The organism is Yersinia rochesterensis, assembly GCF_003600645.1.
GTDB lineage: Bacteria > Pseudomonadota > Gammaproteobacteria > Enterobacterales > Enterobacteriaceae > Yersinia > Yersinia rochesterensis.
Window position 1 is genome coordinate 4,215,950 of record NZ_CP032482.1, and the last position, 26,779, is coordinate 4,242,728.

Consider the following 26,779-nt stretch of genomic DNA (forward strand, 5'->3'; position numbering starts at 1 on the left):
GTTGAAATAAAGTTTAAGGTCCGGCGATCCTTACCAGACCTATCAATTAAGAGTAAGTCAGGGTGTAAGTAGCAACAGTGCTTGCATCACCTGCAGTAGCTCCACCTTTAGGTGAATAGTATTTCGCACCAAAGATTAGCGTATTTAAACCATCGCGTAAGGCCACAGCGCTGGATGCCTCACCCAATTTAATGACCGTGCCCAGTTCGCTATAAAGACGAACAGCTACATTCTGCGCAGTACCCGTTCCACCATTTGAACCTACCGCCAAGCTAGTAGGATCATCATTGTTTGGTGTACCACTAAAGGTCACTGCAACATCTTTAGATACTGTGGAGTCACAATCTTCCAAAATAATAGAGAATTTCTTCATCGTTGATGCTTCACTGGCTGCTGCACTCAATGCAGCAGTTCTTACCTGCCCCATTTCCACGTTGATGTTAGCGCTATTGCTGCTCACAGCGCAGGCTGCGGTTACAACAGAACCATTGAAATTAATGGTGCCACCTGCAACTTCCGCAGCATATGATGAAGTCGCCAGCGGAATCAGTGCTAACAAACTGAACGGTAACATCCTCAGTGTTGAAAATTTATTATGTACTTTCATGTTAATGCCTTCTATATATTGACGTTGTGAAAATAAGATAAAGTTAGTCTTAAACAATACAGAGACCTGTTTTGCTTTTTGATCTATTTATATCATTGGTATGTATTTAAAATACACTGGGTTAAAAATCATGCACACAACTCTCGCGTATAGATGTGTGTAAACTTCAAAAGTTATCATCGCGCTAATAGATATATACTTAACCAGCTATGATAATTAACTCTCAATTTTATAACATCATTGTTATCTGGCTTAAAGTTACAACTAAATAGCATGATGAAAAACACTATTATGTATAATTTTTTGATAAAACGAGAATCTTGTAAGGAAAGTATCTCAGCCAACTGGAAATTTCATAACTTCTACAAAATTAGGCGGTAAAATAATGGTGTAATAGCATGGGATTTTAATGCATAACCCACCTTTCCAACATTAAAAATAAAATCCTGGTTCAATCCAATTGAGATTAATTTAAATCTTAATTCTCTTATCGTTTTCCATAATTGTTGGCTAGATGCAACGAGGTTGTGGTCTTCCCAGACTTCCTTGAGGAAAATTTCTTTCGAAACCGTCTGTTCCCCTTTAGCGACTCGAGTGAACAAGCACTTCAAAAATCTAACCATCACATCATTGAGAGCAACGGCACCCATAATCATTGAGCGCTCAGGATAAACTGCTGAGATTCTCGTTAATCTTTTATTAGCAATATCAAATTGAATATCATTATCAATGATGAAGCCAAAAAGTCCGTTTTCCATAAATCATAAAGCCTTATTCAAATGCATATATTTTATTTTTACTGCCGATTGATTGTTGATGATATAGGTTATCCTAATCTCAAAGCAATCATCTACACATAGCAAAGTATTTTATTACCAGATTGTAAATTTTAGTATTTTTTTACATCCCGCATTCATATGGCAGTTAATATGTTCATCTATGTATGCTTTATTAGTTTTTTCATCTTAAAAACTCACTATTTTTTTTGCTAGCATTAAAAGTTATTTTAATGCATATTTACAGATTTAAATTCCAGTGAATTTATTGTCATTATAATGTAAATACTATTCTGCGAACCCTAGAATTAGCCGATATAGCAAACAGTACCTTTGATACAATATATTTTATTCGACTGTGTTACCTATCCTATATCCTTCTGTCATAAACAATGTTCGTACTTGTTCTGTTGGGTGAGATAAATACTATTGAACAATCTCGAATTATCATAATTAACTTTGTTTATTTAATTTTATTTATGTTTATTTACTTAAGAAGTGCCCTACCGACAACGTATTGAAAAGATTGTTAAAACAATAGTGTAAGCCAGTCAGGCAAACCCACTTAAGCCATTGTTTTTATTGTATTAATTTACATTATTAAGAAAAAATATTTATTGTCATAAAATATTGAATTACACTTAAACGAATAAAGTAGCATTGACACACAAAAGAATGATCTATTTTTAATCAGGGTATTAAAAATGCACACTAAATTTATTATTAATGGACAGGTTTGCTTCTTTTCTGAAGAGCATCGATTGGAACCAATGGGACAGCAAGGGTCTGGCGTTTCCTTGAATGTGCCTGTTAGTCGATGTTTATTATTGCTACTGCAACGTAAGGGAAACGTTATCAGTCAGAGTGATTTTGTTTATGAAGTGTGGGAAAACAAAGGGCAGTTTGCTAATGCCAACACTTATTTTCAAAATATACATCTATTGCGTAAGGCGTTGGCAACTTCAGGTATTAAAGACAACATTATTAAAACCATTCCGAAGGAAGGGGTTCGATTTACAGGTACAGTGACATACCCCTGTGAAGAAAACGCTGAATCTAGTGCGGAGGCAACTCAGGATGCAACAAGTCACATCACCAACGAAGCATTGACTGATACACTTACCCCCGAAAAGATTAATGGAGAAATACAGCCACCACCCGAACCTTTTTTTTCCAATCGGATTACTTTATATATCAAGATTTTTCTTATATTCTGCCTATTAAGTTTGTTTATTTTTCTTTGGTTAAACTTCCATGAAGATACCAGTCAAAATGTAGATTTCTTTTCAAACTATCAGCAAATTGGGGAAACGAATCATTGTAAAGTATATGCCAGCAGTTCATCTATTTTGTGGCCACGTGACGAGTATCTAAATTTTATCCAAAAAAGAGACATTCATTGTCAACCCGGACAGGTAATCTACATCGCAATGAATATATTCCGAACACGCTCACTCATCCATATTTGTGATAAAAATGTGAACAATACTTCATCATGTTTAACGAAATTGTATATTGTAGAGCGTAAAAATGAACGGTAAAAAAACGCTTATCCTGTTCGTCTTTTTAACCATGCTCGCCTTTTCTCCCCTTATTGCAAAAGTAGTTCATCGCTATAATTCAGACCATTTTTCTTGTTTGGGGCGAATCAACATCATATCTAGCGAAACAAACTTCAATGCACAGGCTAAATACTCTTTTGACGGCGATCATGGTGAAGTCGCCGTAGTGGGAGAACTCAGTAAATTAGGAGAAAGAACCCAGAGAATATCGCAACAGTTATTATTTAATTATACTCGTAATGGTAATGAGATTATCATGTTATCGAAAAATTCAGCGTTGAGCGATAACCAGGCTAGAATGTTGGTTTCGTTAGTTCCTGATTTTTATCTTTTTAAAGATAGAGGATTACGGATCCGAATTTATCAGCAAGGTGATGGATATGTCTTTACTACTTTCAATATCCCTGTATTTATCTGCACTAAAATATAATGGAACATCATCATTCTATAACACGAATACTGTTGATAACTCATGGTGATTTCTATCAGCTAACTGAAAATCAGCCCGCTTTCTGGCTACCTTTTTGCTCTAGCAGCATTAGCTGCTGAGCACAGCATTGATGTTTTACTGTTTCACAGCCGCTGTGTTGGAAAAATAAAGTTTGTACATAAGTCCGACTCGGGATATTAAAGTTTGTACACTAATCGAGTGATTGGGAATTTTTGAGTTATTATTTTCTCGGATTTTCAAAAAAAGCAGGCTTGAAGAACACTGCTACCGCTTTCGCTACCTGTAACAGCCTGCATTTATAAATGGAAAAATCTGCAGTTATCGCGTTTTCCGGCTCACATTAACTGCAACTATCGGTAGATACAAACCCACAATATCTGCAAATGAACCTGCATTTTATGGGGCTGACCTGCATTCCATCTTCACGGGCCCACAATTACTGCAACTCTAAAATTTTAGACACCAGAGAAGCTCAAAGATAAGTTCTCGATATGGGATAGACAACTTCTGACATCAGATAAGCCTCATACGTCTACTTCCTGGTGCTGATTCGCCAAGGAAAACCTTTTAAATGGGTATCAGAAAAACAGCTATATCCCGTGCAACTTACTAAGGCTAAAAAAGGGCGTACAGAAAAATGAAACTAAAGGTTAGATAAAACAAACTCAATGCGCTTTTCAACTGTTGAAAGAAATAACTCAATCAAATTATAACCTTGGCGCCTGTAAGTAGTGACCATTGCTTAGCCTATAAATTCAACTCCACTAACTAACTGTTTCCATTTAGAATCCTGTAAAAAAAAAGCGCTCTCTAAGGCTGAGCGATAAATACTGTATCGGTATAGCTTTTACAAGATGGGCAGGCACAGATAAATCACACTAGTAAAGATAACCAGCGACGTCGGGATGTAGTGGCATAGTTAATTTGGCCACCTGAATAGAGGTGATATCATCGCCTCATAGTCAAAAAAGGTGACATTATGACCGGACGTAACAAACGCAATTTTAGCCCCGAGTTTCGCCTCGAAGCTGCCCAGCTTGTACTCGCTCAGCACTACACCGTTGCCGCCGCTGCCACGGCAATGAATGTCGGTAAATCCACGATGGATAAGTGGGTTCGGCAGTTGAAAGAAGAACGATGAGGGAAATCACCCGTAGCGTCACCCATGACACCTGAGCAGATTGAAATACGTGAACTGAAGAAGAGAATTCAACGTATTGAAATGGAAAGGGATATATTAAAAAAGGCTACCGGGCTCTTGATGTCAGACTCCCTGAACAGTTCTCATTAGTTGAGAAGCTCAGGGCGCGGTTTCCTGTTGCGGTTGTGTGCAACGTGTTTGGGGTTCATCGCAGCAGTTATAAATATTGGCGACAGCCAAAGAAGCCTGATGCCACACGCGTGGCATTACTCAGTCTTGTTCGTGAAAGCTATCGCGAAAGTAATGGCTCCGCAGGTGCACGTAATATTGCCGCAATGGTCACTACCAAAGGCGTAAAACTGAGCCGCTGGCGGGCAACAAGGCTAATGAAAGAACTTAATCTCATCAGCTGTCAGCAGCCTGGTCATCGATATAAAAAGGTGCCTAAGGAACACGTAGATATTCCCAATTATCTGGAACGCCAGTTTGCAGTAACAGAGCCTAATCAGGTCTGGTGCGGTGATGTGACTTATATCTGGGCGGGTAAACGCTGGGCTTATTTAGCCGTTGTGCTTGATCTGTTTTCCCGTAAACCAGTTGGCTGGGCGATGTCATTTTTCCCGGACTCTGCACTGACAGGTAAAGCGCTGTCCATGGCCAGGCTTCCGTTCGTCCAGCGCAGCCAATATTATCAAGATATTCTTTTGCAACTCTGATAAAAGTGCTTTCATCTGTTGACTGCCTAAAACAGGCAGCCAACTTTTGCTAACTCACCGACGTCAATACATGCGACAAAACTATTTTACCACAATGACCCTAATTCTGGATACATGGTACATACTCCAAATAAGCGCCATTACTTACTTTGTATGCAGTACCGTCTCCGGTCACTATATTTACCATATATCGATAACCCGGCATTGCCGAAGGCTGAGTATTACTCCAATACGCAGTATTGACGTCACCAGAAGACCAACTGGTTGGCTTCTGCCATTCAGACCATAACGAACCAATTCCACGTATATTAGCACCTTGAGTCAATTGATCCCGTGAAGGTATTACCATTCCGTTGGCCGAACAGTAATCTTCAGCATCAGAGAATTTTCGATAACTTCCCGAAATAAACCAGCTAGTAACCTTAAACTCATAACGATAAGCATTTATGTTATCTCTCGCTGTTATTTTGACCAGATTATTACGAACATTACTATCTATTAAAGTAACATTGCCTTCATTATCAACACTCGTAGAGGTGGTTTCGTTTGATGTCCAATCATAGTTTGTATTAGATGTTATATTCCCACTGGCGTTTATTTGGAATCTAGCATTTGGATATCCGGTCGTTGGGAACCCTTTATTAGATGTAAAAACATAACTACCTGGCGCGACGACACTATTCACTTCGCGTAATGTTAAGAAATTAACGAGTAATGAGTCATTTTCTGCGAGTCCTGAAATAGTGGCTGTTATCGTAGTTTTGCCGCCAGTAGAACCGCTTTTAGTTACTGAAGAAAATATCTCTCCGCTTGAATTAGTCATACCGCTGGCCGGTGTTAGTGTAATGTCAGATGAAGCGGTAAAGTCAACCATGACATTGGCAACTCCGTTGCCGTCTGGGCCTAAAACAGTGGCTTTGACAGTATTGTTCTCTTCTCCTGAAATTGCATTATCTTTTGTCGTTTCGATCCTAATATTTAGAGCTTGGGTAAAATTGATGTCTTTTGTTTGACTCATGCCGTTCACCGTGGCCTTCACTGTGGTAGTACCCGCAGTCATGTTGGTCACTGTCGCCGTAGCTACCCCATCGGCCCCGGTGGTGCCAATCACGGTGGTCACCACCGCCCCATTGTCAGCCTCGAAACTTACCGCGTGACCTGAGAGCGGATTATTACCTGCATCGGTCACCATGGCTTTAACCTCATTGGTCTCTGTGCCATTAGCGCTAGCGTTATCTCTCACGACCGTCAGGTTGGCTGCCGTAATTTGAGCGGTGCTGTCGTCCGGTTCAAACGTGGTCGGCACACTTTGGCTTACGCCGTTCACCGTGGCCTTCACTGTGGTAGTACCCGCAGTCATGTTGGTCACTGTCGCCGTAGCTACCCCATCGGCCCCGGTGGTGCCAATCACGGTGGTCACCACCGCCCCATTGTCAGCCTCGAAACTTACCGCGTGACCTGAGAGCGGATTATTACCTGCATCGGTCACCATGGCTTTAACCTCATTGGTCTCTGTGCCATTAGCGCTAGCGTTATCTCTCACGACCGTCAGGTTGGCTGCCGTAATTTGAGCGGTGCTGTCGTCCGGTTCAAACGTGGTCGGCACACTTTGGCTTACGCCGTTCACCGTGGCCTTCACTGTGGTAGTACCCGCAGTCATGTTGGTCACTGTCGCCGTAGCTACCCCATCGGCCCCGGTGGTGCCAATCACGGTGGTCACCACCGCCCCATTGTCAGCCTCGAAACTTACCGCGTGACCTGAGAGCGGATTATTACCTGCATCGGTCACCATGGCTTTAACCTCATTGGTCTCTGTGCCATTAGCGCTAGCGTTATCTCTCACGACCGTCAGGTTGGCTGCCGTAATTTGAGCGGTGCTGTCGTCCGGTTCAAACGTGGTCGGCACACTTTGGCTTACGCCGTTCACCGTGGCCTTCACTGTGGTAGTACCCGCAGTCATGTTGGTCACTGTCGCCGTAGCTACCCCATCGGCCCCGGTGGTGCCAATCACGGTGGTCACCACCGCCCCATTGTCAGCCTCGAAACTTACCGCGTGACCTGAGAGCGGATTATTACCTGCATCGGTCACCATGGCTTTAACCTCATTGGTCTCTGTGCCATTAGCGCTAGCGTTATCTCTCACGACCGTCAGGTTGGCTGCCGTAATTTGAGCGGTGCTGTCGTCCGGTTCAAACGTGGTCGGCACACTTTGGCTTACGCCGTTCACCGTGGCCTTCACTGTGGTAGTACCCGCAGTCATGTTGGTCACTGTCGCCGTAGCTACCCCATCGGCCCCGGTGGTGCCAATCACGGTGGTCACCACCGCCCCATTGTCAGCCTCGAAACTTACCGCGTGACCTGAGAGCGGATTATTACCTGCATCGGTCACCATGGCTTTAACCTCATTGGTCTCTGTGCCATTAGCGCTAGCGTTATCTCTCACGACCGTCAGGTTGGCTGCCGTAATTTGAGCGGTGCTGTCGTCCGGTTCAAACGTGGTCGGCACACTTTGGCTTACGCCGTTCACCGTGGCCTTCACTGTGGTAGTACCCGCAGTCATGTTGGTCACTGTCGCCGTAGCTACCCCATCGGCCCCGGTGGTGCCAATCACGGTGGTCACCACCGCCCCATTGTCAGCCTCGAAACTTACCGCGTGACCTGAGAGCGGATTATTACCTGCATCGGTCACCATGGCTTTAACCTCATTGGTCTCTGTGCCATTAGCGCTAGCGTTATCTCTCACGACCGTCAGGTTGGCTGCCGTAATTTGAGCGGTGCTGTCGTCCGGTTCAAACGTGGTCGGCACACTTTGGCTTACGCCGTTCACCGTGGCCTTCACTGTGGTAGTACCCGCAGTCATGTTGGTCACTGTCGCCGTAGCTACCCCATCGGCCCCGGTGGTGCCAATCACGGTGGTCACCACCGCCCCATTGTCAGCCTCGAAACTTACCGCGTGACCTGAGAGCGGATTATTACCTGCATCGGTCACCATGGCTTTAACCTCATTGGTCTCTGTGCCATTAGCGCTAGCGTTATCTCTCACGACCGTCAGGTTGGCTGCCGTAATTTGAGCGGTGCTGTCGTCCGGTTCAAACGTGGTCGGCACACTTTGGCTTACGCCGTTCACCGTGGCCTTCACTGTGGTAGTACCCGCAGTCATGTTGGTCACTGTCGCCGTAGCTACCCCATCGGCCCCGGTGGTGCCAATCACGGTGGTCACCACCGCCCCATTGTCAGCCTCGAAACTTACCGCGTGACCTGAGAGCGGATTATTACCTGCATCGGTCACCATGGCTTTAACCTCATTGGTCTCTGTGCCATTAGCGCTAGCGTTATCTCTCACGACCGTCAGGTTGGCTGCCGTAATTTGAGCGGTGCTGTCGTCCGGTTCAAACGTGGTCGGCACACTTTGGCTTACGCCGTTCACCGTGGCCTTCACTGTGGTAGTACCCGCAGTCATGTTGGTCACTGTCGCCGTAGCTACCCCATCGGCCCCGGTGGTGCCAATCACGGTGGTCACCACCGCCCCATTGTCAGCCTCGAAACTTACCGCGTGACCTGAGAGCGGATTATTACCTGCATCGGTCACCATGGCTTTAACCTCATTGGTCTCTGTGCCATTAGCGCTAGCGTTATCTCTCACGACCGTCAGGTTGGCTGCCGTAATTTGAGCGGTGCTGTCGTCCGGTTCAAACGTGGTCGGCACACTTTGGCTTACGCCGTTCACCGTGGCCTTCACTGTGGTAGTACCCGCAGTCATGTTGGTCACTGTCGCCGTAGCTACCCCATCGGCCCCGGTGGTGCCAATCACGGTGGTCACCACCGCCCCATTGTCAGCCTCGAAACTTACCGCGTGACCTGAGAGCGGATTATTACCTGCATCGGTCACCATGGCTTTAACCTCATTGGTCTCTGTGCCATTAGCGCTAGCGTTATCTCTCACGACCGTCAGGTTGGCTGCCGTAATTTGAGCGGTGCTGTCGTCCGGTTCAAACGTGGTCGGCACACTTTGGCTTACGCCGTTCACCGTGGCCTTCACTGTGGTAGTACCCGCAGTCATGTTGGTCACTGTCGCCGTAGCTACCCCATCGGCCCCGGTGGTGCCAATCACGGTGGTCACCACCGCCCCATTGTCAGCCTCGAAACTTACCGCGTGACCTGAGAGCGGATTATTACCTGCATCGGTCACCATGGCTTTAACCTCATTGGTCTCTGTGCCATTAGCGCTAGCGTTATCTCTCACGACCGTCAGGTTGGCTGCCGTAATTTGAGCGGTGCTGTCGTCCGGTTCAAACGTGGTCGGCACACTTTGGCTTACGCCGTTCACCGTGGCCTTCACTGTGGTAGTACCCGCAGTCATGTTGGTCACTGTCGCCGTAGCTACCCCATCGGCCCCGGTGGTGCCAATCACGGTGGTCACCACCGCCCCATTGTCAGCCTCGAAACTTACCGCGTGACCTGAGAGCGGATTATTACCTGCATCGGTCACCATGGCTTTAACCTCATTGGTCTCTGTGCCATTAGCGCTAGCGTTATCTCTCACGACCGTCAGGTTGGCTGCCGTAATTTGAGCGGTGCTCGGTATAACCACAATCTGCATCGTTGCCCGAGGGGATGCATTGCCTTGCTGGTCATGAGCCACCGCACTCAGGGTATGAGTATTGCTGCTTCGTGTTGATTGATAAGGCGGCAATGTGATGGATATCGTCTGAGGCGATACTTGCGTCACGCTTCCACCTGCTGCGATTAGCCCCGCGCTGTCCCAGTCAACTCTTTCCAGCCCGTATTTCGACACTACCTGCGCATTGACTATTGCCCTGGACAACGCTTCTCCTGTCACTGCATCGGGAAGAGTCAACTGCATCAGCGCCTGCTTCTGATAGTCGAGCACAATATTGTTATTACGTTCAACTAAGTCGTAGCGACTGCCCGCCAGTGTCCGGCTCGAGGCTACTGCAGAGGGACTGAGATGAGACTGCCAAGACTCACCCAATCGGTAGTTCAACTGGAAGTTGATACTACTGTCATTCTTGCCGCCTTTACCGGCCCGATGTTCTATTGCTACGGTTAATAACGGGATGGGCGTATAATTCACCCCGGCCGTTACCGCATACGGGTTCTTTTGGCGATTATCTTTACCGAACAAAGCCACTTCATCTCCGCGGTATTTTTCATACATCAACTTACCGCCCAGTTGCGGATAAGTAGGTAGATAAGCTTCGGCTCGAACATCGTAGCCGTTGGCCGGACGTTCATTGTAGTCGGCAAAATCACGCGACTGGTGCCAGTCGGTGGTGCCGAAATAACTGTTGGCAGACAGCTTGAGATAATCGGCCCAGGCTTCAGCTCCGATACCGACCCTGCGGTTTTTGCCCGTCATATCGTTATCAAAGAAGGTGTTGGCACCGTACATCCAGTTATTTTGGAATGTACGCACTCCAGCTCCGATATTGACGGTATTGCGGCTGTCTTGATTACGGGCACCCAATTGCGTGAATAATATCGATTTTTGATTATCATAGAGTGGGAGCAATACATCGACGGCACTGCCATCGAGCTTAAAGTCGTCATTCAGATTCATTTGTACGCGAGCGGTACCGAACTGACTCAGCCATTGTTGGGCCTGACTGTTGAATTCATTGTTGGCAACCGAGCGCGCCATGCGCTCGCCGGATTTGGCGGCATTACCGGTAGATAATGCCGCGGCGCCGGTTTGAGCATAACCTGCCAGTTTATTCTCCAGAGGAATATCAGTGTTTTTATTTTTTTGATTATCAATGGAGAACGGAGATGTTTTGCGGGGTATATCTATTTCATCCCCGGAGGCTAATTTATTAAAGGGTTTGGAGAAAGTTCGGTATATATTGATTCTTTTAAGTTCTTCGACAGTCATACCGTTTCTTTTAGCTACAATGTTTACATTTTCGCCGGCAGTAAGAATATAAGATTCGGTAGGGATATTGACTAAGGTTGCCTTTGATATTGGAACGGCAGCAATGGCAGGAGTGAAGGATAAACTTAAAGGAAACAGTAATTGGAACAGAATATTCACCCAAGCGATAACCCTGAACGTTCGCTGCTGTGCGCATGCGGCTGCAAACTTACGTCCCAAGGGTGTTTTGAATGATTTCGTCCAATAGAAATTATGCATTTATTACGTCCGATTAAGTGTCTGAGATATTTGGGCCGAACTGTATTGTGAATGCAATTAATACGCAATAAGACTTAACATACTTTACTGTAGGATATTTCCTACATTATAGCGTGACGAGGCTCGATTTGGTCTTTTGAAACTGCCGGCTGCTTTCACTAATTTTTTGATGGGGGGCATGGTCAGACTCGATCCGGTTGTTCAAGTATTTAACCTGCCTTGTTTAGCATCATCCCGCAGCTTTCCTTCGTTGATTAAACGAGTGATAGCGCGATAGAGATAAAACCATTTTCCATTGACTTTGATATAGGTTTCATCGAGTTGCCATGAGGAGTCGGTGTAAGTGAATTGATATCGGTTCAACTTCTTACGGAGTAGGGGTGCATATTCAATAAACCAACGGTAAATAGTAGAGCGATGAACGGAAATCCCACGCTCTGCCAGCATATCGCTGACATTGGCATAACTCATCGGTGTTGAACCGTAGCACCATAAGCACCACAGGATGATCTCGGGAGCAAAATGTTTCCATTTGAAATCGTTAGGGGTCATGTGGGGTTACTGAAGAAGGAATGAATAGCCTCAGTTTTCATGACAATTCCATTTTTTGCAACAAGCCCAAAAGAAGAGCCTAGTTGATCTGTGTGGAAGTAATCGTATTTACGATGGCATGATGAAAACCAGAGGAAAACGATATTGAGTAAGATATTGCGACCGAGAATGGGGCCATATTATTCTGTAGTGGTGTACAAAAACAAAACGAATTTGTAAGCTGGAATATCTGTGATTGGCTTTTTTCGGGGATAATATGAACTATTATGCAGAGGACCACTTCTAGGTATCGTCAATTAACCTGGAAGTGTTATGAAAAAACTGAAACAGCAGTACAAATACTCAGAGGAGTTCTCAGGAGTTCGTCGTAGTTGGGTTCATTATCCTCTACTTAGGAACTGGTTATATAAACGTTTTAGCACTCGGCAGGAAAAGAGTCATTACTACTTGCATTCTATTGAATATAAAGAGTATCCACTAAAACTGAGAGCTGCGCGTGGAAAGCAACTTGCAAACCCATGGGATGATTACCCATCTGATGTTTATCATATAGCCAGAAACTGGAAACACAACTCTAGAAGAAGACGGCAGTACTATCGTTGATGCCGAGTTAATCAGTCAAATGCAATAGGCTTGGAATACAGGCCTATTTTGATGTTTTCAATGGTCAAAACCGTGACTGCGTAAAATATGAGGTAAGAAAATGCCCAGAGTAAGTAGATTGGTCTTGGCCAATTTTAAAAAATTTGAATCTCTGACTCTGGATTTTGAGACCGACATGAATGTACTAATCGGTGATAATGAAGCAGGTAAAAGCAGCGTTCTTTTGGCTATGGATTTGGCGATGAGTGCCAGCCGAAACCGTGTCGAATCTTTGGGTGTGGAATCTCTGCTATCTCTTGCCGCTGTTAAGAAGTTTCAACAAGGCGATAGAAGTCCTGAATTACTTCCATGCATTACAGTCGATGTATTCCTGGAAGACGGCGAAAATCAGGAACTCAACGGCAATCAAAATGCCAAACATCGTCTCGCCGATGGTCTAAGGATGATTGTAGAACCGTTAATTCAGGAATATGGAGAAGATATCAACGCTCTGCTAGGGCAAAACCAAGAGAACTTCCCTTACGAATATTATGCGGTGAAATTTTATACATTTTCAGGAGCGCCTTACGCGAGTTTTAAGCGCTATATAAGGCACCTCATGCTTGATAACTCTCGTATCGACAGCAGTTACGCGGTTCGTGAATATATCCGCACCGTTTTCAATCTGCGAGTCCCTGTTGCGGAGCGGTACAAACTAGAAAACAGCTATCGTCAGGGGAAAAAAAAATTTCGAGAAGAGCATTTTACTACAATAAACGAGGCGATTGGTCCTTATCAGTTTGATCTCAGAACGACATCAGACTCAAATCTGGAAACTGACCTTGATCTCACACAAGGAGGAATATCCCTTCTGAACAGAGGTAAAGGCCAGCAGTGCTTCATCAAAACAGAATTTGCTCTTGGCAAGCAAAAATCCAAAGGTGATTTAGATGTTATGCTCCTTGAAGAACCAGAGAATCACCTAAGTTTCAATAATATGAAAAAACTGGTTAAGGAATTATCGGGGGCGGATAATACTCAGCTTTTCATTGCCACGCACAGTAGCCATATCTGCTCTAGATTAGATTTGCGGCATGCATTAATGCTTGGACCTGATCGTTCTGTATTGAATTTAAAAGGGCTTTCTCCAGAAACCGCTGACTTTTTCATGAAGGCCCCAGATAATAATATTCTTGAGTTTGCTCTATCAAAAAAGGTAATTTTGGTTGAGGGGGATGCTGAATTTATCTTGCTTGAAGCGCTTTATAGTACGCTTTCAGGAGGAATCTCACCTGAAAATGATGGTGTACATATCATCTCTATCGGCGGAACAAGTTTTAAACGCTACCTTGAACTTGCGAAATTGCTGGGTATCCGTGTGGCTGCAATTCGTGACAATGATAGCGATCACGAAAAAAATTGTGTTCTTAATTATCAAGAATATATCGGAGATGATGCGAAGATTTTTACTGATGACGATAATAGCCGCAGTACATTTGAAATATGTCTTTACCTAGATAATCAGGCGATATGTGAAGAGCTTTTCGCTGCGGGCAGGAAAACACTTACAGTACAGGAGTACATGCTGAGCAATAAAGCTGAAGCAGCTTTCGAATTGCTCAACAAGAAAGCAGCCGAACTGACGGCTCCTAAATATATTCGGGAGGCGGTTAAATGGATAAGGCTGTAATTTTTGCAGTGGCTGGTTCCGGAAAAACCACACTGATAATAAGCCAGCTTGAAGAAGGCCGGCGAGCATTGATTATTACTTATACTGACAATAATTATACCCACCTGCGTTTTCAGATAATTCGAAAGTTTGGCTATATGCCAGTCTTCATAACTTTAATGACTTACTTTGAGTTTTTGCATGGCTTTTGTTATAGGCCATTTAAGCAGTTGCAATTGCAAACTCGTGGGCTTAATTTCAAGATACCTCCAGACTTCACCTCGAAATTACCCCGCACGAATATTAAATATTACCGCGATGGTGAAGGCAGGCTTTATCACAACCGTCTGGCAAAGCTTATAGACCAATTTGACGTTATACCGCAGGTCCTCGATCGAATGGAACGATACTATGACGATATTTACGTCGATGAGGTTCAGGATTTTGCAGGACATGATTTTAATCTGCTGACCTCATTGTGTGCGGCTAAGACGCGGGTGCTGTTTGTTGGTGACTTCTTTCAGCATACTTTCGATACCAGTCGTGATGGCAATGTGAATAAAAACTTGCATGATGACATTGCAAAGTATGAGAAAAGGTTCAAATCCGCGGGACTCACGGTCGATAAAATAACGCTTGGACAAACGTGGCGCTGCTCGAAGACAGTTTGTGATTTTATAAAAAAAAATCTTTCAATTGATATAGATGCACAAGATGGCAGAACAACCGACATCATCAATGTTGAGTTAGAAGAACAGGCTAAAACAATATATTTAGATAATAATATTGTGAAGTTATTCTATAGTGAACATTATAAATATGATTGTTTTTCAATGAATTGGGGGGCTAGTAAGGGACTTGATCATTTCAAGGATGTCTGTATCGTAATGGGAAATAAGATCTGGAAGCAATATAGTGAGGAGAAACTCACCGAAGCTGTTCCTAGTACACGGAACAAGCTCTATGTAGCTTGCTCAAGAGCCAGAGGGGATATTTACTTCATGCCAGATAAACTCATCCGTAAGTTTAAGGCATAAAGTGAACAGAAGTTGAGGCTAAATTGGTGTAAGTGTGCGAAGTGAATTTACAACTACTTTTTCCTTCAACATCTATATTTAGCGATATATTGACCATAAAATAACACTAATGTTATATAGGTATATATTATGTTATTAGATGATGAATCACTCTATAGTTTTATGTTTCGAGCTCAGTTATTACATGGATTACGAGAACTTTCTAATCTTACTCACGTTACTGGGCGTTGGAAACGCTTACCTAAACCTCACCCTAAATTAGTCCCCTATTACAAAATATTTCCTAAAAAACACCTAGAGAAATTATTATATTCATCGGGATTAAAAATCGATAATCCCTTGATAGAAAACCATGAAAAACTGGGTCATGTCTCTATTGAAAATATTTTCTTCAATCCCTATCATAATATATACTCGTCTAGCATACCTATTCTTTATTGTCATGAATGTATTAAAGAAAGTATAGAAACATGTGGGATTGGATATTTTAAAAAATCATGGGTATATATGGATAAATGTAAAAAACATCAGAAATTACTTTCTTATTTAAAACCCACATCTAATCTAGAGTTTACTATTTTCAAAGTCATTAGTGGTGTTTTAATTTAACACTTTAGAATTAGGACATTCATTTCCCAAAAAAAATGAGCGAAACCAGCTCTCTAATCCTATAAGTAATAATATCCACTTGTCTTTTATTACTATATAGTTAAATGCCTTCCAGAATATATCTTTTGAGTTTAGATAAAGTATTAATGACCCGATTTTATTTTGTATCGACCAGGGGCCCTGAGTGCTTTAGGTAAGTTATCCTCTAGCCAGTTTTTATCTTGTCCATAAAGCCAAAAGAAAGCTGCATTACAGCGAGACTTTATTTCTTGTCGAATGGCCATCGGATGAAGTTTTCGATACCGCGCTATATCAGCTCGATATCTACGACGCCTGGACTCCCAACGACACTTCTTTCGATACTCGACTAAATCAGGTTGGCTAGAAATCACCTGTTCAACAGAACCAATACCTATTCCACATCGTTCCGATATAACTTTACGATGTATCCCAGCGTACGCCAATTGAATAATTCGTTGTGTAAGTATTGGAGTTAGAACTTTCGGCTTTAGCTGTAGAAGGATCCTATTTATGTGAGCAAGACGTTTCAAATAACAGCGGCTCTTGCCAGTGACACGATAAACCTCGGATAATGAATGCTTCTGTTGTAGCAATACTAAGCAATTTTGCTCACAGTTGTTACGTGTATTGAAGACAACAGAACGATTTATTTGTGGGGTAACTTTCTGAGAAATATTGATCTCAAATAACTCTTGGGCACTATTAAATAGCCAACTTGTAAATAGTAGGTGCCGAAACGGATGATGGCTGGATCTTTGCTCTAATAACTGAGTAATGTAACGATAATCTTTGGGATGGCGAAAGAATGGGGTATCAAGGCCAGTACGATACTGCCCAACGTCAGCAACAAACTCTCGCATCAAACTTTTACGTCGAACTCGACCAGAATAGGTGATATATCCCAACTCAGCTAAACGAGTTCGATAAACCATTGCTATATCTATTTGTGATGCTTGTTGGCGACTAATAAACTGAAGGAGTTCGAAACCAACATTAGCAACCTTAACCTCACTCTCCAATGCGGGTCTCAAGTAATCATTATGACCCGGCAGCAAACTCACCAAGACCCTTTGACGCTGTGTTAGCTCGTATCTATTAAGTAAATAATGATGAAAAAAACATGCTGTAACTCCCGGGATCTGATGGCTTCGATGCCAGTATGTGACACCGTACCTCAGCAAATCTTGTTGAGCACAGAGTGAGCACCACTTTAAACAAAGCGAGTTTCCGGCCCCAAATGAAGGTAGCTGACTTTCTCGCACAGCTCTGGCCGCTTGGTTAACCAGCAAAAATCTCTTAAGTTGATCTGCATGTAAGGGGACGAAGAAAAAAAATAGTGGGGCCAAAGTTTGCTGTATCAGTAGATCTCCAGCCGTTTCACCACTAGCCTTAGCTATCTGTTTAAGTCCTGACGTCAAAAATGGGTGAATAGAGCTCCTATCTGAACCAAAAATCATACGAAGTAGTTCAGTAACATCATCGCCTGATATCGTGATGTAACGAATCATACGACTTAGTAGCAGTTCATCCGGCAAACACTTAGGTAGAAGCATGTGTTTCCCCCATAATTAAGCTAGCTAAAGATTTTCAATGGGTCTATACAGACTATCCCTGAATTCAGTAACGAATTTAATGGATGACCATCTCTTGAAGCTCGTTGAAATAAGTCTGGATCTGCTATCTGTTTATATAAGTCATCAACATACTGAAGAGTGGAGAGTGCGTGCGCAAACTCAGGATGGTGTGGACGGCTCAAATCCCCTGGGATAATAACAATTCTTGTTCCAACATTAACCATGGTGTCTTGCTTTATTTTTGTCGATGTTTGTAAGCTTTCAACCCTTTTTTCTATTCGCTTGAATCTAGTCAGACGTTCACGTTTTATTTCATCGACGACTACTTTTGAAGCTTTAATGGCGATACTTGCGGCATGGTTCAATGTATCGACAGAGAGCTTCTCATCTTGTGAACCAATAACCAGACGTTGGGATTCGCGATAAATCCTTACAGCTAAATCCATATTTCCAATAGATAGTTCATATAACTTATCACTTAGATCTTTTGTTAATGGTGTTTCAACATTAGTCCATTGAAGCCCCCATAATTCATCAATAAATAGGTCCCATTCTTCATCGTTGTTCATTAACTTGACATCAAAATACCCATTACTCTCAGCTCTTCTAGCTGCTTTTAAGGTTTTGCTAAGCAGCTCATTGAACGGTGGGTTAGCACAGAAAAGTATTGGGATCCCTAAATTGTTTACCAGATTATGTAGGAATCCGAGTAGACGATCTGCTCCACCAGTTTTGGCTAAATTTAGGTTCTGCATCTCGTCGATCACCAAAATTCCGAGAAAACTTGATTTAATCCGTGCTTCAATTTGGTCAAGCAGAAGTGGGATCGTTCCTGCTGGTTTGGTTGGTGCAAGAGCAAGCTTCCGATCTAATTCAGTTAGAATTTTGTGACATAGTGCTCTCACACTTGAGTCATCGGGGCAATCAACTTTTACCCACACTACCTGTTTTAAAGGCAGTGCCTTCCCCTGATAACTAGAATGTTCGATAGTGTCATCGAAACAACTTAATATCTGCTCCAGCATACTGGTTTTGCCGACACCACTTTCACCTATAATAGTGATACCACTCCCTCTTGGTTGAAAGAAACCTGTTCGAGGCGCGATGTTGGGACGTCTATCTATTGGATAATGCAGATAATTCATAGTGGTTGGCGAGAAAGGGTTCTTCGTAGAATACCCTTCCTTAATGGCCATCTCAACGGCTCGGAAACAGTCAATATAAATTGGTAATGGTTGCCGAAGCTCTTTAAGGCGCGTTAAATACTCAACCCGTTCAAAGGCATTCAACTTAGTTTCGTCCCTAGTCCTCGTAGGATAAAAGCTCAATTTTTCAATGAGCTTTTCATCATTCAATTTCTCTGGCAACCCTTCAATAAGTGGATTTCCTCTGTGCTCTGGTAGAATCGCCATACGGTATTTCGCCGATGTGATTTTCATTTATTGCAACCCTTCTTACGTTTAAGAAGCGAAATCACTTTACTCGTTCGTTGCGTAACCAACTCCTTCAAATTTGAGAGTTCAACTGAATGTTCCGTTACTACAAAATCATCCCCCGTTATTCTGGCATCCAAAATTGCCTCTTTTCTACGCTCTTTCATACCATTGATACGCTCAGCTTTTGTCGCTAAGGGCATTGTATTTTTGACTTCGTTTTGGGCATGTTTACTAATGGATTTTCTTCGATTATGCCTCTCGATGGACTTACATGTTGGCTTGACGCGCCTTTTCTCAACCGCCTTCCAATCTTTAAAAAATAGTACGTCAGCCATATGTCGTTCATTGAAATTAGAAGAAAAATTCATTAAAGAACATCGGGTGAACCCCTCTCTTTCCTGCAAGCGCACATATATAAATGATGAATTATCTTGGTCTAGTCGGGCTTCCAGTTTCCAATTTTTGCTGGAGCGCGCAATTATCTTCCAGTCTTCAAATTCTCGCCTATCGCACTCATAGTACATCTCATCATTGAGTCGGACCCCTCTACTTGTCATCGACACATGCTCTATTGGTAATAATCTTGCCCGGACCTCACCTTCATCAGCCTTACTCAAAGCATGTCGATGCTTTTTACAATGAATATTCCAATAATTAAGCGGGGTTGGTGCTATCCCTGCTTCAATAAGCAATGTCGTTTGCCCAGCTAACCCATCGAAGATATGGCTGTTGTGATCTAAAACTGCATCAATAAGAAGTTTTGTTACTTCAGCCAAGGTAAGACAAGCATCGAGACGTGGATCACGATCACCTCGAATATACTGACGGCCTCTGGTCGTCCCCACCAGTTCGTGGACTAACTTTTCATTAAGTATCTGGAACCGATGCTCCACAATCCCTTTTAAATCGGCACGGTAGGGAGGGGCAATACTCAAATGTCCAATTAATGGGACAGCGAGTTTCTCTGCTTGATTACAAATAAACTCTCCTCTATCGCATAGAAGTCGCTGTGGAATGTGATTACAAGGCCAGTCTTCATCTTCAATTTCTATTCCAAACCGAGCACAATAATCTTTCTTTGAGGTGAAACTATTTACTAGAGCCTGACGACCCGCTCGCCATGAGGCATACTCCATAGATACATGGATCCCAACAATCATTCTGCTTTCTTTATCAACAACACAGTAAACCGTTGGCCGTCCAAGCACATGGTTACGTTTGAACTCAGATACGATATGGACATCCAGAACTGTTGCATCTAATTCAAAACAACTCCCTGGAACTTCGGTATGATCAGTCGCTTTTCCTCGTAAAGCTCTTCGATTACGCTCAAAATCACCAAGTGTCGTTTGTTTACGAATTAATTCGTTTTTTGGAATGAGTTTCTTGCACCAGTAAATAAAAGTCCGGTAACTCGGAATATTAGGTTCACGATTTTCATTTTCGGCAAGCATTAACTCATTGGCATAAAATTCCTTGAGCATCTGGTCATACATACGGCTAAAACTTATTTTCCTACCTTTAAAACCGTATTTTTTCATAGCTTTAATAAATATGCTCTTATCTACTTCCCTTGTATTAACGCCAGAAAATACCAACATACTGGGTGTTGATAACTGAATTGGCCTACCGCGCTTAACCTCTCCAGAAAATCGTTGTTTTCCTGCGCCGCCAGAGTATTTATAAGCAGGTAACAAAGCGTTTTTTTCTTGCCCGTATTTCCAATAAAGATTTAGTAAACGATAAATATTTTGAACGTATGTACCATTCAGTTTCGCGTAGCTAACCACAATCTTACTTCTAAGATTTAAAGTTACTTCAAGTAAAAAGTTAGGGGCATTAACTAAATTTATAATCAACTCAAAACGTTTATCTCTTAACGCAATATATTCTGTAGAAATTTCTTCTTCAGATACAAGCTGATAGAAAGGAATAGGGAAAGTTGAACTTATTATTTGTCCACGTTTGAAAGAGTTAGCAAACAAGGAATGAGTAACAATAATTGGGCGTTCTAAGCCATTACCATGGGACAATCGAAATAACACCAGATGAGTCCCATCGGGAGAATGCTCTAAGACTCTATATATCCCGTCCAGAACACCATCTGTTTGCATTATTTGCCAGATACTATTTCGCTCAATTAGCATAATTTTGTACCATCTGATGATTTGATATCTTAAGGATTTCTAAGATACCCGTGTCTGCAATAGGTTTGTTAAGGTCAACCTCAATTAGTTTATGTACCATCAATGATTTTAACAAGACGAGTGCATCATCATGTTCTATCCCCATTTCACTGATATAATCATTACAGATATCTTCAACTAATGCAGTACCGACATGAACAAATAAAAGAGCATGATTCAATAATTCTTCTGGAAATCTGCGTCCCTGTCGGAATTGTGCCGTAAACCATTGGATATTTTTCGATTGAATCTTGTTCTCGTCAGTCATGACAAAAAGTTGAAAACGAATCCCCTGTAGTTGCCACCAGATGCGTTCAATATCCAATTTCTCAGCAATACGCTTATCTTTTAATTGGTCAGTTGGTTTTACAGTTATAGCTTCATACCACGTTCTGGTTCCGTCTGAACATGTCAATACAAAATCGGTTGTCATGACATTAGGTATTTTTGTGTTTGGAACAGTCGGGTGCTTAATATTCAAGGTTTTTGAGATTTTGACGGAAAGATCTAAAGGGAGGAGAGGGAATTGCTCCCTGATATCAATTACTGTGTCACAAAATTCGACAAGATAAAAAAAACAACTCTCATGCTCAGAAAGAGTGTGATGCTCTCGATGAGATTTAATACCTTGTATTTTACCGCTATTACCTCGTGAGCTAACATCCTGTACTCGAAGCCAGGGCTTGTAGGTATCACCCTCTCCAAGCCCATACTTATTCTTCAGGGCCCGCAAGAAGTCAGGTTGAGTATCTAATTTACGCCTCGCCAAGATCCTTCATCTCCACCAGACTTGATGGATCAACTATAGCTTAGTGTACAAACTTTATTATTCTATAATGAGCTTATGTACAAACTATTTTGTTAGTGTACAAACTTTATTATTCCAGAACAGCCGCCAATGCCTGCGCACAGGCCCAAGCTGAGCTCCAGGCCCATTGGAAGTTATAGCCCCCTAACCAGCCGGTGACATCAACAACCTCGCCAATAAAGTATAGCCCCGGTACTTTATGGGCCTCCATCGTCTTGGAGGAGAGTTCTTGAGTATCTACACCGCCAATTGTAACTTCAGCAGTACGATAACCTTCCGTTCCATTAGGCTGCACGCGCCATTGTTGCAAATTGGCCACTAACGCGGCCTGCTGCGGCGCATTTAATTGTTTCAAGGTGACATCCGGCAGCTGATCCAAGGTCTGGAGACATTCTACTAACCGCTTAGGGAGCAACTGAGCCAATGTATTTTTTAAGGTCTGATTGGGGTGTGCTTGCCGCTCATTATTGAGGAAAGTATCTAAGTCAGTGTCAGGAAGTAAGTTAATGCTCACATACTCGCCAGCTTGCCAATAGCTTGAAAGTTGTAAAATGGCCGGGCCAGAAAGGCCACGATGGGTAAATAAAATGCTCTCACGGAAACTGACACCATTCTCTGCCGTCACTACCGCCGGTACTGAAACACCGGAAAGTGTTTGCAAGTGCTCCAACAAAGGCTTATGCAAAGTGAATGGGACCAAAGCCGCGCGCATCGGCAAAACTTTCAAGCCAAACTGTTCTGCCAGTTTATAGCCAAATGGAGAGGCTCCTAATCCCGGCATAGACAGCCCACCTGAAGCCACCACCAGTGAGTGAGCGCTCACTTTCACATCATTAATCTGCAATAAGAAACCGGCATCGTTTTTTTCAACTGACAGAATATCACTGCGTAGTCGAATCGTAACTTGCCCCAATTCGCACTCTTTCAGCAAAAGCTCGACCACTTGTTGAGCAGAATCATCACAAAACAGTTGCCCCAGTGTTTTCTCATGCCAGGCAATATTGTAGCGATTCATCAAATCAATGAAATCCCATTGGGTGTAGCGCGCCAAAGCAGATTTACAAAAATGAGGGTTTTGTGAGAGATAGGCTGCGGGTTCGACAAACATATTGGTAAAATTACAACGGCCACCGCCGGACATCAGTATCTTGCGCCCTGCTTTTTTACCATTATCAACCAACAATACCCGGCACCCAGCTTGCCCGGCCTGAGCCGCACAAAATAAGCCCGCAGCACCTGCGCCTATCACTACCACATCAAACTGTTCCACACTGGGCCTCACTGAGTAAAATCATCATCACTGCAAAATTGTTCGCTTTATCGCCAATACGCATACTGTTTATTCATTCAACTGATAAATTAGCGGCGGGAGATTGTAAGTCGCCCGCTGACAGGAAGCTATAGTAAGAAAATGTCTCATACGGTAAAACTAAGTAACCTGCTGATATAACATGCATATGTTGCTCAAAAAGACGAATTCATATGCGGTCATGTCAAAAAAAGGTCATATTTTCCTTTTCCCCACCCCCATTGTCACTGATAATGCGCCGCGTTCATGTCCACAAACTGGCGTAACGCTTATGCTGCATCTTTTCGCTGGCCTGGATTTCCATACCGGCCTAATGTTAGTTCTTGCTTTGTTGTTTGTGCTGTTTTACGAAGCCATCAATGGTTTTCATGACACAGCCAATGCGGTTGCAACCGTAATTTATACCCGCGCCATGCGTTCACAGGTGGCTGTCGTGATGGCAGGGGTGTTTAACTTCCTCGGCGTGATGCTGGGCGGTTTGAGCGTGGCTTATGCCATTGTTCACTTATTGCCTACTGATCTGCTGTTAAATGTCAGTTCAGCACATGGGTTGGCGATGGTCTTCTCTATGCTGCTGGCGGCGATCATCTGGAATTTGGGCACGTGGTATTTCGGTATCCCCGCCTCCAGTTCGCATACGCTGATTGGTGCAATCATCGGTATTGGTTTAACCAATGCATTAATGACCAGCACATCTGTTGTTGATGCGCTGAACGTTCCTAAGATGATTCAAATCTTCCTGTCATTAATCTTATCCCCGATTGTGGGTTTGGTTATTGCCGGTTTGATGGTGTTCCTGTTACGTCGTTACTGGAACGGAACCAAAAAGCAGCAACGTATTCACCTGACACCTGCGGAACGTGAAAAGAAAGACGGTAAACGTAAACCGCCATTCTGGACCCGTACAGCACTGATCATATCGGCTATTGGCGTGAGTTTCTCTCACGGCGCTAACGATGGTCAGAAAGGGATCGGCTTGATCATGCTGGTATTAATTGGCGTGGCTCCGGCAGGCTTTATTGTGAATATGAATGCAACCGGTTATGACATTGCCCGCACCCGCGATGCAGTGACTAACCTGCAACAATATTATCAGCAACATGTTGAGGTATTGCCGCATGCCGTCGCACTGAAACCCTTGGTGCCTGAGCCAGATACATTGCCGGGTACACCAGCGCAGTTCCATTGTGACAACTCACGCGCCATGATAGCGATTGACCGCGCACAAACACTGCTGGCCAATTTGCAAAGCTATAGCGACCTAACGGTCGACCAACGTGGCCAAATGCGTCGCTTGTTGATGTGTGTTGCAGAAACCGCAGGAACTGTTGCCAAACTGCCAGAAACCAGTGCTGAAGACCGCCGTTTCCTCAATAATCTGCGTACAGATTTGTTAGAAACTGTGGAATATGCACCCACCTGGATTATCGTTGCCGTCGCTCTGGCCCTGTCTTTGGGTACCATGGTTGGCTGGAGACGTGTGGCAGTGACTATCGGTGAAAAAATCGGTAAGAAAGGCATGACCTACGCACAAGGGGTTTCTGCCCAGATGACTGCAGCGGTCTCCATCGGTATTGCAAGTTATACCGGTATGCCAGTATCGACAACTCAAGTGCTCTCTTCAGCTGTTGCCGGCACCATGTTAGTGGATGGTGGTGGTGTGCAGAGTAAGACGGTGAAGAACATTATGTTGGCGTGGGTATTAACCTTGCCAATCTCTATTCTTCTTTCCGGTGGCTTGTACTGGATAGCGTTGAAGTTTATCTAAATCCAGCGAAACAGTTATACTCGAATTTGGGTAAAGTAAAGGCGGCCTTTTCAGGTCGCCTTTTTACTTATTTTTATGCCAAAATTTCATACTAATACCACAACATTAAGCCCACCAGACTGACCACGACCAAACCACATAATGCGCTGGTCAGGATAAATTGCCCACGCAACCTATCACAACGACGAATAAACTCCGGATCGTGATGGTCCAGATAACGTTGAGCGAAGATATAGCCGACTAATCTAATCTGCTTACTCGGCTGACCGTGGGAGGTAAAAAATCCACCGCCATCAACATACTGATACAACAACGGGTCGCAACCCCGTAATACCACTAATAAAGCACGCAATGATGAATAATAACGCGCCATATTAATCACACATACCACACACAAAGCCCAAAAAAGCGCGACGGTACTGATCATAATCATCCTCCCAGCGATATTACCCGCATTAGGTCAGTTCCCCTGAGCCTGTGCGCCATCGCTCACTCTAGCTGATACAAACACCCCCAGGGCTTCAAAAGCCACCCCCTATCGTTCGCTTTCTGATTGTGGCTCGATGCATTATTCCCTCGACACACTATCCGAACGTGTTGGACTCCCTTTATGAGTGTAGGAAATGAAATGAAAAATAGCCTGATAATCTCTAAATTAAGCCTATTTTGGCGTTTATTAAGTATCGATTAGTATTAACTTATAACAAACTTTTCTGGTACGAAAATGCTGTTATCCCCTCCTAAAGCTGGCTAAATATTAAACTTTCTTAACTAAATTACATTAATTCAATCGCCATTTCTTATAGGTTATGTTTGCGCAGAAAATATGGAATTACGTCAATCACAATGTCTAATCCGCGCTATACTTAGGGTAATGAACTGCTTTAAATTCAATCAATATGACCTTATATTAGGGCAATGCGCGGTAGAGATTGATGGGACATTGGTGTAAAAAGACATACGCTAATTTTAGTGATCATCATCAAAACAGTGTGTTGTGATCCGTGAAACACTTCAGTTAGGGGTCATAATGGTACTATGTCGATATCGCGTTAGCACCCGTTCAACGGTTGAATGTTTGCTTACCCATTAATTAACATTATGGAAGGAGTTTACTTATGGCTTACAAACACATTCTGATTGCGGTTGACCTATCTCCGGAAAGTAAGGTGTTGGTGGAAAAAGCGGTCTCTATGGCCAAGCCGTACAATGCCAAAGTTTCCCTGATCCATGTTGATGTTAACTATTCAGACCTTTATACCGGCCTGATCGACGTTAATCTTGGCGATATGCAGAAACGCATTTCTGAAGAAACGCACAATGCATTGACCGAACTTTCTCAAAATGCCGGTTATCCCATTGAACAAACACTGAGTGGCAGTGGTGATTTGGGTCAGGTCTTGGTTGATGCCATTAAGAAATACGATATGGACTTGGTATTATGCGGCCATCATCAGGATTTCTGGAGCAAGTTGATGTCTTCAGCACGCCAGTTGATCAATACCGTTCATGTCGATATGCTCATCGTACCACTGCGCGATGATGAGAATGGTGAAGACGATTAAGCTGCTGAGTCTCATTAGCTTAGCATCAATCACCTTTGACGCCCGCCTTTAGCGGGCGTTTTTTATGCTGAATCCCACACCCACCCTATATCTCCACACATTAATAACCCTACTAAGTTTTTGTCAAAATCCCTTGCGGCATGAATATAAACCAGTGATATAGTCGAAGATGCACAACATCGTCTCCTCACTATTTTGGATAATAATAATAGACCGCAAAAAATCTGTTAGGAGAGTCTCAATGGGTACAAGGAATTAT

The 26,779-nt window shown here is 43.3% G+C and carries 16 protein-coding genes and 2 pseudogenes; 8 read left to right on the top strand and 10 right to left on the bottom strand.

The features are described 5' to 3' along the window. Nucleotides 1-46: 46 nt before the first annotated feature. Together DXZ79_RS19660 and DXZ79_RS19665 are read right to left on the bottom strand one after the other, a co-directional pair. Nucleotides 47-607: a fimbrial protein gene (locus tag DXZ79_RS19660; RefSeq protein ID WP_050291858.1), complete on the bottom strand. Its 561-nt coding sequence runs from the start codon at nucleotides 605-607 to the stop codon at nucleotides 47-49. Nucleotides 608-969: 362 nt separating this feature from the next. Further along, nucleotides 970-1,365, bottom strand: a complete 396-nt coding sequence (locus tag DXZ79_RS19665) for a winged helix-turn-helix domain-containing protein (RefSeq protein ID WP_038637405.1) — start codon at nucleotides 1,363-1,365, stop codon at nucleotides 970-972. 722 nt (nucleotides 1,366-2,087) lie between these two features. Here DXZ79_RS19665 and DXZ79_RS19670 point away from each other — a divergent pair. The 3 genes and pseudogenes from DXZ79_RS19670 to DXZ79_RS19680 form a co-directional block, all read left to right on the top strand. After that, nucleotides 2,088-2,924, top strand: a complete 837-nt coding sequence (locus DXZ79_RS19670) for a winged helix-turn-helix domain-containing protein (protein ID WP_050291860.1) — start codon at nucleotides 2,088-2,090, stop codon at nucleotides 2,922-2,924. Beyond that, on the top strand, nucleotides 2,914-3,375 hold the full coding sequence (locus DXZ79_RS19675; protein ID WP_038637412.1) for a hypothetical protein: 462 nt from the start codon (nucleotides 2,914-2,916) through the stop codon (nucleotides 3,373-3,375). The genes DXZ79_RS19670 and DXZ79_RS19675 overlap by 11 nt, the downstream gene beginning before the upstream one ends. A gap of 1,000 nt (nucleotides 3,376-4,375) precedes the next feature. Continuing rightward, nucleotides 4,376-5,196: pseudogene (locus DXZ79_RS19680) on the top strand (IS3 family transposase); the annotation flags it as partial. A 157-nt stretch (nucleotides 5,197-5,353) separates the two neighbouring features. On the opposite strand, the gene yrIlm reads toward DXZ79_RS19680, so the two are convergent. Then, nucleotides 5,354-11,404 carry a YrIlm family inverse autotransporter adhesin gene (gene yrIlm, locus DXZ79_RS19685; RefSeq protein WP_120011558.1) on the bottom strand — a complete coding sequence of 2,017 codons (6,051 nt, stop codon included), beginning with the start codon at nucleotides 11,402-11,404 and terminating at the stop codon, nucleotides 5,354-5,356. 114 nt (nucleotides 11,405-11,518) lie between these two features. Beyond that, nucleotides 11,519-11,956 (bottom strand): annotated as a pseudogene (locus DXZ79_RS19690) (IS6 family transposase); the annotation flags it as partial. A 703-nt stretch (nucleotides 11,957-12,659) separates the two neighbouring features. Here DXZ79_RS19690 and DXZ79_RS19700 point away from each other — a divergent pair. From DXZ79_RS19700 to DXZ79_RS20745, 3 genes are all read left to right on the top strand, one after another. Continuing rightward, nucleotides 12,660-14,228, top strand: coding sequence for an ATP-dependent nuclease (locus DXZ79_RS19700; protein ID WP_050879337.1), 1,569 nt, complete (start codon nucleotides 12,660-12,662; stop codon nucleotides 14,226-14,228). After that, entirely contained in the window at nucleotides 14,213-15,244 is a 1,032-nt protein-coding gene (locus tag DXZ79_RS19705; protein ID WP_057651083.1) for a DEAD/DEAH box helicase, read from the top strand. Before DXZ79_RS19700 ends, DXZ79_RS19705 begins: the two co-directional genes overlap by 16 nt. 129 nt (nucleotides 15,245-15,373) lie before the next feature. After that, nucleotides 15,374-15,853 carry a TniQ family protein gene (locus DXZ79_RS20745; RefSeq protein WP_144432696.1) on the top strand — a complete coding sequence of 160 codons (480 nt, stop codon included), beginning with the start codon at nucleotides 15,374-15,376 and terminating at the stop codon, nucleotides 15,851-15,853. 143 nt (nucleotides 15,854-15,996) lie between these two features. Here DXZ79_RS20745 and DXZ79_RS19710 read toward each other — a convergent pair whose 3' ends face one another. From DXZ79_RS19710 to DXZ79_RS19730, 5 genes are all read right to left on the bottom strand, one after another. Continuing rightward, nucleotides 15,997-17,427: a TnsD family Tn7-like transposition protein gene (locus DXZ79_RS19710; protein ID WP_057651080.1), complete on the bottom strand. Its 1,431-nt coding sequence runs from the start codon at nucleotides 17,425-17,427 to the stop codon at nucleotides 15,997-15,999. A gap of 20 nt (nucleotides 17,428-17,447) precedes the next feature. Beyond that, nucleotides 17,448-18,887, bottom strand: coding sequence for an ATP-binding protein (locus tag DXZ79_RS19715; protein ID WP_057651078.1), 1,440 nt, complete (start codon nucleotides 18,885-18,887; stop codon nucleotides 17,448-17,450). Continuing rightward, nucleotides 18,884-21,031 (bottom strand): DDE-type integrase/transposase/recombinase, encoded by a 2,148-nt coding sequence (locus DXZ79_RS19720; protein ID WP_057651076.1) that lies wholly within the window; start codon nucleotides 21,029-21,031, stop codon nucleotides 18,884-18,886. Before DXZ79_RS19720 ends, DXZ79_RS19715 begins: the two co-directional genes overlap by 4 nt. Next, nucleotides 21,021-21,839: a TnsA endonuclease N-terminal domain-containing protein gene (locus DXZ79_RS19725; protein ID WP_057651074.1), complete on the bottom strand. Its 819-nt coding sequence runs from the start codon at nucleotides 21,837-21,839 to the stop codon at nucleotides 21,021-21,023. The genes DXZ79_RS19720 and DXZ79_RS19725 overlap by 11 nt, the downstream gene beginning before the upstream one ends. 109 nt (nucleotides 21,840-21,948) lie before the next feature. Further along, the gene (locus tag DXZ79_RS19730) at nucleotides 21,949-23,148 is read right to left on the bottom strand and encodes a BaiN/RdsA family NAD(P)/FAD-dependent oxidoreductase (protein WP_120011559.1); all 1,200 of its coding nucleotides are present in this window, start codon (nucleotides 23,146-23,148) and stop codon (nucleotides 21,949-21,951) included. 310 nt (nucleotides 23,149-23,458) lie between these two features. Here DXZ79_RS19730 and pitA point away from each other — a divergent pair, with 310 nt between their 5' ends. After that, complete coding sequence (gene pitA, locus DXZ79_RS19735; RefSeq protein WP_038639922.1) at nucleotides 23,459-24,955, top strand: inorganic phosphate transporter PitA; 1,497 nt, start codon at nucleotides 23,459-23,461, stop codon at nucleotides 24,953-24,955. 91 nt (nucleotides 24,956-25,046) lie between these two features. Here pitA and uspB read toward each other — a convergent pair whose 3' ends face one another. Then, a complete protein-coding gene (gene uspB / locus DXZ79_RS19740) occupies nucleotides 25,047-25,382 on the bottom strand; it encodes a universal stress protein UspB (RefSeq protein WP_038639924.1) in 336 nt (111 codons plus the stop codon). A gap of 691 nt (nucleotides 25,383-26,073) precedes the next feature. Between uspB and uspA the strand changes: the two genes are divergently transcribed. Then, the gene (gene uspA, locus DXZ79_RS19745; protein WP_004874931.1) at nucleotides 26,074-26,520 is read left to right on the top strand and encodes a universal stress protein UspA; all 447 of its coding nucleotides are present in this window, start codon (nucleotides 26,074-26,076) and stop codon (nucleotides 26,518-26,520) included. Nucleotides 26,521-26,779: the final 259 nt, after the last annotated feature.

Excerpts from the sequence above, each read along its gene's own strand:
- DXZ79_RS19720 (WP_057651076.1), bottom strand. The coding sequence starts at position 21,031 with ATGCTAATTGAGCGAAATAGTATCTGGCAAATAATGCAAACAGATGGT.
- DXZ79_RS19665 (WP_038637405.1), bottom strand. The coding sequence starts at position 1,365 with ATGGAAAACGGACTTTTTGGCTTCATCATTGATAATGATATTCAATTT.
- yrIlm (WP_120011558.1), bottom strand. The coding sequence starts at position 11,404 with ATGCATAATTTCTATTGGACGAAATCATTCAAAACACCCTTGGGACGT.
- DXZ79_RS19660 (WP_050291858.1), bottom strand. The coding sequence starts at position 607 with ATGAAAGTACATAATAAATTTTCAACACTGAGGATGTTACCGTTCAGT.
- DXZ79_RS19670 (WP_050291860.1), top strand. The coding sequence starts at position 2,088 with ATGCACACTAAATTTATTATTAATGGACAGGTTTGCTTCTTTTCTGAA.
- DXZ79_RS19715 (WP_057651078.1), bottom strand. The coding sequence starts at position 18,887 with ATGAAAATCACATCGGCGAAATACCGTATGGCGATTCTACCAGAGCAC.
- pitA (WP_038639922.1), top strand. The coding sequence starts at position 23,459 with ATGCTGCATCTTTTCGCTGGCCTGGATTTCCATACCGGCCTAATGTTA.
- DXZ79_RS20745 (WP_144432696.1), top strand. The coding sequence starts at position 15,374 with ATGTTATTAGATGATGAATCACTCTATAGTTTTATGTTTCGAGCTCAG.
- DXZ79_RS19710 (WP_057651080.1), bottom strand. The coding sequence starts at position 17,427 with ATGCTTCTACCTAAGTGTTTGCCGGATGAACTGCTACTAAGTCGTATG.
- uspA (WP_004874931.1), top strand. The coding sequence starts at position 26,074 with ATGGCTTACAAACACATTCTGATTGCGGTTGACCTATCTCCGGAAAGT.
- DXZ79_RS19705 (WP_057651083.1), top strand. The coding sequence starts at position 14,213 with ATGGATAAGGCTGTAATTTTTGCAGTGGCTGGTTCCGGAAAAACCACA.
- DXZ79_RS19700 (WP_050879337.1), top strand. The coding sequence starts at position 12,660 with ATGCCCAGAGTAAGTAGATTGGTCTTGGCCAATTTTAAAAAATTTGAA.
- DXZ79_RS19675 (WP_038637412.1), top strand. The coding sequence starts at position 2,914 with ATGAACGGTAAAAAAACGCTTATCCTGTTCGTCTTTTTAACCATGCTC.
- uspB (WP_038639924.1), bottom strand. The coding sequence starts at position 25,382 with ATGATCAGTACCGTCGCGCTTTTTTGGGCTTTGTGTGTGGTATGTGTG.